10 protein-coding genes are annotated in these 10861 nt (G+C 33.8%); all 10 read left to right on the top strand.

Going from position 1 to position 10861, the window contains the following annotated elements; translation table 11 throughout:
* The first annotated feature begins 172 nt into the window (after positions 1-172).
* The 10 genes from ACIQXN_RS15465 to ACIQXN_RS15420 all read left to right on the top strand — a co-directional run bounded on the left by ACIQXN_RS15465 (position 173) and on the right by ACIQXN_RS15420 (position 10850).
* Positions 173-2116 carry an asparagine synthase-related protein gene (locus ACIQXN_RS15465; protein ID WP_402968272.1) on the top strand — a complete coding sequence of 648 codons (1944 nt, stop codon included), beginning with the start codon at positions 173-175 and terminating at the stop codon, positions 2114-2116.
* A 4-nt stretch (positions 2117-2120) separates the two neighbouring features.
* The gene (locus ACIQXN_RS15460; RefSeq protein WP_402968269.1) at positions 2121-2246 is read left to right on the top strand and encodes a paeninodin family lasso peptide; all 126 of its coding nucleotides are present in this window, start codon (positions 2121-2123) and stop codon (positions 2244-2246) included.
* A gap of 92 nt (positions 2247-2338) precedes the next feature.
* Positions 2339-3274, top strand: coding sequence for an aldolase (locus ACIQXN_RS15455; protein ID WP_402968266.1), 936 nt, complete (start codon positions 2339-2341; stop codon positions 3272-3274).
* Entirely contained in the window at positions 3271-3570 is a 300-nt protein-coding gene (locus ACIQXN_RS15450; protein ID WP_402968263.1) for a lasso peptide biosynthesis PqqD family chaperone, read from the top strand. Before ACIQXN_RS15455 ends, ACIQXN_RS15450 begins: the two co-directional genes overlap by 4 nt.
* Positions 3571-3600: 30 nt before the next feature.
* On the top strand, positions 3601-4056 hold the full coding sequence (locus ACIQXN_RS15445) for a lasso peptide biosynthesis B2 protein (protein ID WP_402968260.1): 456 nt from the start codon (positions 3601-3603) through the stop codon (positions 4054-4056).
* Between the two features lie 14 nt (positions 4057-4070).
* A complete protein-coding gene (locus ACIQXN_RS15440) occupies positions 4071-5243 on the top strand; it encodes a nucleotidyltransferase domain-containing protein (RefSeq protein ID WP_402968257.1) in 1173 nt (390 codons plus the stop codon).
* Positions 5244-5252: 9 nt separating this feature from the next.
* Positions 5253-7037, top strand: a complete 1785-nt coding sequence (locus ACIQXN_RS15435) for an ABC transporter ATP-binding protein (protein ID WP_402968254.1) — start codon at positions 5253-5255, stop codon at positions 7035-7037.
* 191 nt (positions 7038-7228) lie between these two features.
* Positions 7229-7951: a YveK family protein gene (locus ACIQXN_RS15430; protein WP_402968251.1), complete on the top strand. Its 723-nt coding sequence runs from the start codon at positions 7229-7231 to the stop codon at positions 7949-7951.
* Positions 7952-7998: 47 nt separating this feature from the next.
* Positions 7999-8703 (top strand): CpsD/CapB family tyrosine-protein kinase, encoded by a 705-nt coding sequence (locus tag ACIQXN_RS15425; protein WP_402968248.1) that lies wholly within the window; start codon positions 7999-8001, stop codon positions 8701-8703.
* A gap of 320 nt (positions 8704-9023) precedes the next feature.
* The gene (locus ACIQXN_RS15420) at positions 9024-10850 is read left to right on the top strand and encodes a polysaccharide biosynthesis protein (RefSeq protein ID WP_402968245.1); all 1827 of its coding nucleotides are present in this window, start codon (positions 9024-9026) and stop codon (positions 10848-10850) included.
* The last annotated feature ends 11 nt before the right edge of the window (positions 10851-10861 follow it).

The following is a 10861-nucleotide window of genomic DNA, read 5'->3' as shown; positions in this document are numbered from 1 at the left end:
GGTGGTATTTTATTCCTATGGATGTTCACTATTGAGAACATTTATAGGAATAAAAATAAAATATTTATAAAGTTTCGTGCATTTTGTTCTTTGTAAAGTACACGCAAACCATTAAGTAAATTGAAATAAAAATACATGGATAAATGTTTCACCGTTAGGGGGGGAATAGAGAATGAGTGCAATCGCTGGAATCTATCATTTTAATCAAGAGCCAATCAGTCCTCAAAACGGAGACATACTAATGAAGTCTTTACGTAAATTCCCAGCAGATAGAATTCAAGTATGGAATGATGAAAAAATCTTTCTTGGTTGCCATAATCAGTGGATTACGCCTGAATCGGAGAATGAAACTTTACCATTTTATGATTATGCTAGACAGCTCGCGATAACTGCTGATGCGATTATTGACAATCGGCATGAATTGTTTAATCAATTACAAGTTGAGAAATCTGATCGAACATATATAACGGATAGCCAGCTAATATTGTTAGCCTATCATAAATGGGAAGAAGATACTCCAAAGTATTTAGTGGGAGACTTTGCCTTTATGATTTGGGATCAAAAGAACCGCAAAATATTTGGAGCAAGAGATTTTTCAGGAAGTAGAACGCTCTATTATTTTAAAAATCAAGAAAAATTAGCGTTTTGTACGACAATTGAGCCACTGCTTGCATTGCCATTTGTAGAAAAAAGGTTGAATGAAGATTGGTTATCGGAATTTTTGGCTATTCCAATTAATGTTGAATCGGTAGATTCTTCTTCAACCGTTTATAAAACGATTAAACAGATACCACCTTCACACTCAATAAAAGTCATTGATGGAAATGTAACGTTTTCTAGGTATTCCTTTATAAAAAAAGAAGAGAAGCTGAAATTTAAGACAAATGAAGAATATGAAGAGGCTTTTAGGGAGGTTTTCGATCAGGTAGTAAGATCAAAATTAAGAACTTCCTACAATATTGGGTCACATTTAAGTGGAGGATTAGACTCAGGTTCTGTTGTTAGCTTTGCAGCTAAAGCTTTAAAAGAGCAAAAGAAACAATTATATACATACAGCTATATCCCCGTTGACGATTTTGTCGACTGGACACCGAAAAGTAGAGTTGCTGATGAAAGGCCTTTTATTTCATCTACAGTAGAGTATGTGGGAAATATAAAGGATCAATATTTCGATTTTAAAGAAAAAAGCCCCTTATCTGAGGTAGATGATTGGCTTGATGTACTTGAAATGCCTTATAAATATTACGAAAATAGTTTTTGGTTAAAAGGAATTTATGAACAAGCTGCTCAAGAAAATATCAGAGTGCTTCTTAATGGGCAAAGAGGAAACTGGACCATATCATGGGGGCATGCTCTTGACTATCAAGCATGTTTGTTAAAACAGTTGAAATTGATTCACTTATATAAAGAATTGCATTTATTCAGTGAAAATATTGGTGTGAGCAAATCAAGGGTTATGTCAGCAGTAAGAAAAAAGGCTTTTCCATTTATCGGTAGAATGATAACTTCAGCGGAAGAACCTTATCCAATGTTAATAAATCCTGATTTTGCAAACAAAATGAAAGTATTCACAAAATTGGAAGACCATAAAATTGATGTTAAAGGATTTATTAATACAAATGCTTATACTATGAAAAAAACACAATTTGAGCAATTATACTATTGGAATATAAATGGTAATATTTCTACGAAGTTATCCTTAAGACATTCTATAGCAGAACGTGATCCAACTAACGATCTTCGTATCATCCAATTTTGTAATTCCATTCCTGAGTCACAATACGTATTAAATGGACAGGATCGTTCCTTAATAAGAAGGGCCACTAAGGGGTATCTTCCAGATAATGTTAGGTTGAACAACAAAACGCGCGGGATACAGGGATCTGATGGAATTCATAGGATGGCATCCTCGTGGAGTTCATTTATAGAAGAGATGCAGATGCTAAGTAAAGATGAATTCATGGCAGAATTTTTAAATATGGAGGAAGTCAGAAAGTCCCTAATAAGTGTTGAACAAAATCCACTTCCAGAAAAAGTATTTGATGATGACTTCAGAATTTTAATGAGAACCCTGATTGTGTCACGATTTGTAAAAAAACAATTTGAAAGGGGGTGAAACTATGAAAAAAGAATGGAAAAAACCAGAGTTAGAAGTACTTAATGTTAATCTTACAATGGCAGGACCAGGAAGGAAAACTCCTGATGCGGTTCAACCGGATCCAGATGATCCGTTAAGATTTAGTTAACTTTTATTTAAAAGGATTTATTCCCTTATACATGGATTTATATGTGTAAGGGTTTCTTTTTAACAGTCATATTATGTTTGGAGTGAAGAGATATGTTAAGCACTGAAAAAACATATATGTACACCACATTTGGTTTAATTATAGAAAGTGAACTTCCCCTGCTTGAGTTAGAGAAAGTTACAAATGACGAAAGGGAAGTAGATATTATAATTACTAGGAAAGATCTTTCCAATGTTTGGTCTAAAATAAGTCCTATAAATCGTACAGGTTTTGTCGTTGAAGAAAATCGAGTTATGTTCGAAGTGCCTGGATTGGCTATTTTTTCTATAGAAAAAGGAAAAGCCATTACTTTTTCAACCTGCGGGGATGACAACGACGAAAAGAATCGACTGTATATTTTAGGGAGCTGTTTGGGAATTTTATTGATGCAAAGAAAGATATTACCTCTACATGGTAGTGCAATTGCTATTGATGGAAAAGCATATGCCTTTATCGGAGAGTCGGGAGCTGGAAAATCAACTCTTGCATCATCTTTTATAAAAAAAGGGTACAAACTTTTAAGCGATGATGTCGTTGCCTTATCTTTTAACTGGGAAAATACACCATGTGTTACACCCTCTTATCCACAACAGAAATTATGGCAAGAAAGTCTAAATGCTTTTGGGATGAAATCAACAGATTTTAAACCTTTATTCGATAGAATTACAAAGTTCTCGATACCCGTTCAAGGAGAATTTTATAATCAACCATTACCACTTGGAGGGATATTCGAGTTATCTGGAGTGGATATAGAATCTATTGAACTGCATCTTATTGAAAAGCTTAATCGATTTCAAGTGTTACACGAGCATACGTATAGACGTTCTCTTATTGAGAAGATGAATATGATGGATTGGCATTTCCATTTTTGTGCAAAATGTATGAATTCAGTGCCAATTTATCGATTATGTCGACCAACCTCTACATTCACAGCCCACGATCTTGTAGCCACGATTCTTAGTGTAATTAAAGGAGAGAAAATAAAATGATTAACTCATCAGTACTTTCAATCAATGATGTTATTACTCAAAACCAGGGAAATATTGTTAGTGATATGGACGGGGAATTGGTTATGTTAAGTATTGAAAATGGAAAATATTATAATCTCGGTTTGCTTGGTGGGAGCATTTGGGCGTTTATTGAAAAGCCAATTTCAATAAGTATCTTAGTAGATAGTTTAATGTCAGAATATGAAGTCAGTCAACAAGAATGCGAAGAAGAAGTACTAGCTTTTCTAGGTGATTTATACGATGAGAATTTAATCCTCATCGTAAATGAAGATTGAGCATTGTGCTTAATAACTTAGGGGCAGAAAATGAATCTATATAAAAAAATTAGAGCTTTTTTATCTTTCAAATGGAGTATGAAGTGTTTGCTGGCTGAAGCTTTCTTCTTTTTAGCTGCGGGTCGTATTTTTAAGTTAATTCCATTCCTGAGAAGTTCATCAATCCTTGGAAATCACATGGAGGAAACAACGTTTACTGTTAATTCCGTAGAGATTGAGGTATTAAAAAATATTTCAGATGCCATACATATCATGAGCCGTTATACATTCTGGGAAAGCCAATGTTTGGTTAAGGCGGTAGCTGGAATGAAAATGCTAGAAAGACGAGAAATTGAAAGTACTCTATATTTGGGTACGGCTAAAAATGATCAGGGAGATTTAATTGCTCACGCATGGTTACGAAGCGGTCCTTTCTATGTAACGGGTGCAGAAGAAATGGGGAATTTTATAGTTGTTGGGAAATTTGCTAAACAAATAAAAGCATAAAAAGAGGGAATCAAATGAATAGCAAAACCAATATCGATTCTTCAAACATTTCAGACGAATTAAGTCTATTGTTAGAATGTCTGAAAAGTGAAAATACTATACCGATTACTTATCATGATGACACAAGTATTGATTGGACCTTATTTTTGAAACTAGTAAGACACCACCGGGTTTATCCACTGGTTTATACAAAACTAAAATCCGAAAAATGGATTCCTGATTCTATTATTCAATCGATGTATCAGGATTATCAAAAAAATACTTTTAACATGTTAAAGTTAAGTGGTGAAATTGAAAAAATATCGAGGGTAATTGCAGAATATGAAATTGACACGCTTTTTCTAAAAGGTCCCATTCTAGCAGCAGATTTGTATGGAGGTATATCTCAAAGAACTTCAAGTGATATAGATATTTTGGTTGATATAAATGATCTGGAAAAAGCCGGACTTCTCCTGATTAATATGGGGTATATAAAGGATGATTATATAGAAACGGTATTAAATGATTGGAAATGGCGTCATCATCATTTTGTTTACTTTCATTCTGAGAAAAAGATAAAACTTGAAATTCATTGGCGGTTAAATCCAGGTCCGTCCAAGGAACCAAGTTTTAATGAACTATGGAAAAGAAAGAAACGCAGCTCACTAGCATCATATCCAATATATTGTTTAGGAAACGAAGACCTCTTTTTATTTCTTACTTCCCACGGAGCACGTCACGGGTGGTCTCGACTTCGTTGGTTAGTGGATATCGACCGACTTTGTAAAGAAAACTTGGATTGGTCTAAAATAATAAGTCTTCTCCAAAAATATCAATATACACATGTTGCAGGTCAAACATTGGTTTTAGCTTCTCAGTTATTAAATACACCTATAAATAAGAAAAACGAACACCTTATTTTAGATTCACGTGCCAATCGTTTGGCACAGGAAGCGTTATTCTATATTCAACAATTCATTAACTTACATGATGAACCACTACCCGAAGATGTTGCGATTTATCATAAAAAACACTTATTTTCATTAATGTCCTTTCAAAATAAAATATTATTCATCTTCAGTTTTCTTCATCCTTATTTTGAGGATACAAAAACTCTGCCATTACCAAGTAAATTGCATTTTTTGTATTTTCCTTTGAGGCCTTTTTTATGGGCATGGAGAAAAACAAGAGTACAAGAAATGTCTTAGGAGGGTTCAATGAAACAACTATGGTTAATTTTCAAAAGATTATATTCTTTCACAGGACGAATTCTCTTTATCAATATGCTTGGAATGGTAATTGTAAGTTTAATGGACAGTATAGGAATCCTATTATTAATTCCTATGATTAGTGTTAGTGGAATTATAGATATAGATATAGCAAGTAAAATTCCGCCTATCTTCTCATGGGTACACGAGATACCAAAAGAGGTAAGCTTATCCATTATTTTAGGTTTTTATATTGTTTTAGTAATTTCACAAAATCTTTTACAACGAAATCTAACAATACGTGATGTGAAAATACAACAAGAATATAGTAGTCATTTAAGGAGAAAAATGTATCAGTCTCTTTTGCATGCTAACTGGGAGTTTTTTATTAAAACGAGAAAATCAGACTTAATTAATGTCATGACGAACGACTTAGCACGTGTTAGTGGAGGGATTAATTTAATTTTACAATTAATAGCTTCTGTTATTTTTACTTTCATTCAAATTGCCGTGGCATTTTGGTTAGCTCCCAAAATAACCTTATTTGTTTTACTAGGTGGTTTGCTCTTATCTTTATTTTCTAGGAAATTCATCCAAAAGGCTAAATCATTAGGAAATAGAACATCTCAGTTAGCTCTAAGTTATCTTGCAGGTGTTACAGACCAATTGAATGGAATAAAAGATATAAAAAGCTATCACTTGGAAAAGTCTCATGTAACTTGGATCAAGTCTTTAACAAAAGAAATGAATGAAGAGCAAGTTGAGTATATAAAGTTAAATACAGCTTCACAATTTTCATATAAAGTGGCATCTGCACTCTTAATAGCCTCATTTGTTTTTTTATCCATATCATTTTTTGCAGCCCAACAGGAACAACTTTTACTGATTATCCTTATTTTTTCAAGATTATGGCCTAGGTTTACTGACATACAAGCAAACATAGAAAATATATCTTCAACTATTCCCGCCTTCCAATCCATTCTAAAAATAGAGGAAGATGCTAAAAGTCACAATGAAGCTTTTATTCAAGAGAGGGTTAGGCCAGTTCTTATTGAACGAGGAATTGAATGTAATAATCTTTTTTTTCGTTATAATAAAGCGCAAAAAGACTTTACACTACGAAATATTAATATATCCGTTGCAGCGAACAGAATGACGGCTATTGTCGGTCCATCCGGTGCGGGAAAAAGTACATTAATCGATTTAATAATGGGGCTTATGCTTCCTGATAAGGGACAGATTCTAGTAGATGGTAAAAAGCTTTCTGATCAAGATTTGATTGGTTTAAGAAAATCAATTAGTTACGTGTCTCAAGATCCATTTTTATTCAATGGAAGCATAAAGGAAAACATGCTAATGGTAGATCCTGAAGCAAGTGACAAGCAGATATGGGAAGCACTAGAGTTTTCTGCAGCGGATGATTTTGTGATTAAGTTGCCTCAAAGTCTCAATACGGTAATCGGTGATAGAGGAATTAGGTTATCTGGAGGAGAACGTCAAAGACTAGTTTTAGCTAGGGCAATATTAAGAAAACCTTCGATTCTCATTTTAGATGAAGCCACTAGCGCCCTCGATAACGAAACAGAATCGAAAATTCAGCGAGCTATCGAAAATTTACATGGGCGGATGACGATCATTGTTATAGCTCATCGCTTATCGACAATAAGGAATGCTAATCAGGTAATCGTTTTAGAAAACGGTGCAATTATACAAAATGGTGATTATATCGAATTGGCTAAAGAAAATAAAGGCCTATTTAACCAATTATTAAATAAACAAGTAGAAATAATGTAACGATTAAAACGGAATAAATTATTGACATGTTCTTTATATAGAACTAAAATAAGGATATCACCATAGGAAATATAACCCTAATTAGAAAAATAAAGCTATAAAAGTAGTTTATAACAAATTAGATGGACCTTTTTATCCATTTGTGTTCTTAATAAAGAATTAAAAGCCAATGAAAATGAAAAGGTGGTTAAATGTCAAATTTATCTAAAAGAAACTATGAAAATCAGCAATCTGCAAAAGAAATTAACTTAAAAGACCTGTTAAGTATTATTATTAGGCGTTTTTGGATTGTTATTATTGTAACACTTTTATTCATTCTTGCAGGGTTTTTAAAAACCTTAACCACCACGCCCCTATATCAAGCGTCAACGAGAATTATCCTAGAAGCTAATCAAGATAAAATGAAAACTCTTCAAGTTATCATAAAAGATAGTACCGTTTTACAAAAAGTCGTTAATGAAATGGATCTATCTATTTCTCCAGAAGCATTAGCGGGATCGATAACCGTAACTAACGTGGAGGATTCGGAAGTAGTTAGTATAAGTGCTACAGCATCTGATCCAAATATGGCTGCCGATATAGCCAATACAACGGCAAGAGTATTTAAAAATGAAGCACCTGATATCGTTAACTTTAAAAAAATAAGGAATTTGTCCCCTGCTAAGGTAAACTCAATACCTATTAACGGAGACGATAATAAAACAATTATCAAGAGCGGAATTATTGGATTATTCTTAGGCATCGGATTAACATTCTTATTAAATTCTTTGGATTATACAATCCGTAACGAACAAGAAGTAGAGGATATTATCGGATATCCTATTATAGGTAATGTATCTAAAATGAATAAAAAGAATTCTAATGTCAGTAAAAAAATATCCGATTCTTTAATGAAACCAAACGCTAAACGTTAAACGTTAAACATTAAAAATAAACAAGAGCTGAATTGTGAGGTGATAATATGATGATAAATATACTAAAGCCAGGAGAAAAACTTAAGAAAAGAAACCTGGTCGCTTTTACAAATCCAGATTCACTGATTTCTGAACAATATAGAGCGATACGTACAAATATAAAATTCTCTTCAGTAACAAAAAAAAGAAATATTATTATTGTGACTTCTCCATCCTCTGGTGAAGGGAAGTCAACTACTGCAGCGAATTTAGCTGTTTCCATGGCACAAAATAAAGAGAAAGTTTTACTAATTGACGCTAATTTCAGAAATCCCACCATTCACTCAATCTTTAAGATTCCAAATAAAGTAGGACTAGCTAATATTTTATCTGATTTGGTACACTCATCACTTGAAGAAACGGTTTACAGAACTGGAATGGGTGATTTAGATGTTTTAACAAGTGGCCCTATACCTTTTAATCCAGGCGAAATCATGGGATTAACAATCATGAAGGACTTTTTAAATCAATGTGAAAAACAATACGATATAATCCTGATAGATGCACCTTCCATGTTAGAAGTAACGGACACAAAAATTTTGGCGAATTATTGTAACGGGATTATCCTCGTATTTAATAAAGGAAGAACGGAATTAAAAAATGCATTAACAACGAAACGAATTTTAGAATTTGTTGAAGACAAGGTAATTGGTGTCATCTTAAATGAAAACCGACAAAATAGGCTTATCAATTTATTAAAGAAAATCCGGTAAAGCTGATAAATTTTTTTGCATAATTGTTCTTTATTAAGAACTTATATGTGTTTTATATAATTAAATCGTGTTTGGTGATGTCTCCTTGCCACTATAAACGGAGGCACTCGATCATGCTGTGGGTTGAAAAACCTTAGACGCTAGTCGTCAAGAGTGTGGAGTGAGGAAGGGTTAAATGCCCTATATTTTTATTAAAGAACTAATGAATGCATTCATAGTGAATGAATGCATTCATTAGTTCTTTAACATTTTTTATAATAAAAATACTCAAAAACCAGTTCAATCATACAAAAAGCTAATCCTAAAAAGGGGGGAATAAATTGACGTATCCGCAAAGACTTTCGCTTTTTATACTAATAGATTCCTGCATTGTCATATCAGCTATTTTCTTAGGGCGCTTTTTGGTAAATGCCAGTATTTATGTCTTTACTATTCCTATCGTGCTTAGTTCTATTACAATTCTTCTCAGTCATCATATATTTTCAATAGTTTTTCATTTATACAAAAAAGCATGGGAGTACGCGAGTATTGGTGAATTAGTCATTATTTTCAAAACAGTAACTGCTTCCATATTTATTACAGCACTTATTCAGGAACTACTTTTTCATGAAGTTTATTATCGTCTATTGGCAGTTACTTGGCTGCTTCATATGTTATTTATAGGTGGTTCTAGGTTTTGCTGGAGAATGTATAGAGATCAATACCTAGTAAAATATGAAAATAAAAAAAGAACGCTAATAGTTGGGGCAGGGTCAGCTGGTACGATGGTTGCTCGACAATTATTAAAAAATAATGATGTGGATTTAATACCTGTAGCATTTATTGATGATAACCCACGAAAACACAATTTTGATATTCTTGGAATCCCAGTAGTGGGAGGGGGTAACAAAATTGCGATATTAGTAGAATCATTAAAAATTGAACAGATTATAATAGCGATTCCTTCTCTGAATAAACAGGAATTGAATCGCATTTTCCAAGAATGTGCGAAAACGAACGCAAAAACACAAATCCTTCCGATGTTAGAAGATTTGTTAACTGGAAAGCTTTCGGTTAACAAATTTAGGGATGTCCAGGTGCAAGACCTTCTTGGAAGAGAACCTGTGGAGCTGGATATCGATGGAATTTCAGAATATGTAACTGAAAAAGTCATCTTAGTCACAGGGGCTGGAGGATCTATTGGATCAGAGATTTGCCGTCAAATTTCAAAATTTAATCCGTCTAAGTTAATACTATTAGGGCATGGTGAAAACAGCATATACACAATAGAAATGGAATTAAAAGAAACATATAAAAATCAAAATATTGAGTTTTTAACAGAAATCGCCGATCTTCAAGATCAGAAAAAGATGCTGTCAGTTATGGCTACATATCAACCAGAAGTTGTCTATCATGCAGCGGCACATAAACATGTACCATTAATGGAACGAAACCCGGAAGAAGCCGTTAAAAATAACTTGATAGGAACGATGAATGCCGCTAATGCAGCTAGTTGGAATGGAGTAAAAACATTTGTGATGATTTCGAGTGATAAGGCGGTGAATCCTACAAGTGTAATGGGGTCGACCAAAAGGCTAGCGGAAATGACGATTCAGCAAATAAATAAGGACAGTGAAACTAAATTTGTCGCCGTCAGGTTTGGGAATGTGTTGGGCAGCCGTGGGAGTGTCATCCCCTTATTTACAAAGCAAATTGAAAATGGGGGACCAGTTACTGTCACACACCCTGATATGATTCGTTATTTTATGACGATCCCAGAAGCTTCTAGACTTGTCATTCAAGCAGGGGCACTTGCACAAGGCGGTGAGATTTTTGTGTTGGATATGGGACACCCTGTGAAGATTGTCGATTTGGCTAAAAACCTGATCAAACTCTCCGGACATTCAGAAGAAGATATAGAGATTGAATTTACCGGTACGAGACCAGGTGAAAAGCTATTTGAGGAGCTATTGAATAAAGAAGAAATTCATGAGCAGCAAGTCTACCCAAATATTTACGTAGGTAAAACTGGAAACCTTTATTCTCATGAGATTGAGGATATCATAAATAGTTATTCAGATATGGATAAAGAAACATTGCGTATTAAACTTGTCGACTTGGCCAATGAGCGTGTGACTACGCCTCCGTTGGTGCAAGTTTCAAACTAAGGGGGATTTTG

The organism is Peribacillus sp. NPDC097295 (assembly GCF_044761665.1).
In the GTDB taxonomy this organism is placed as follows: domain Bacteria; phylum Bacillota; class Bacilli; order Bacillales; family DSM-1321; genus Peribacillus.
Note: the sequence above shows the minus strand (reverse complement) of the source record. Positions and strands in the feature narration are given on the sequence as shown.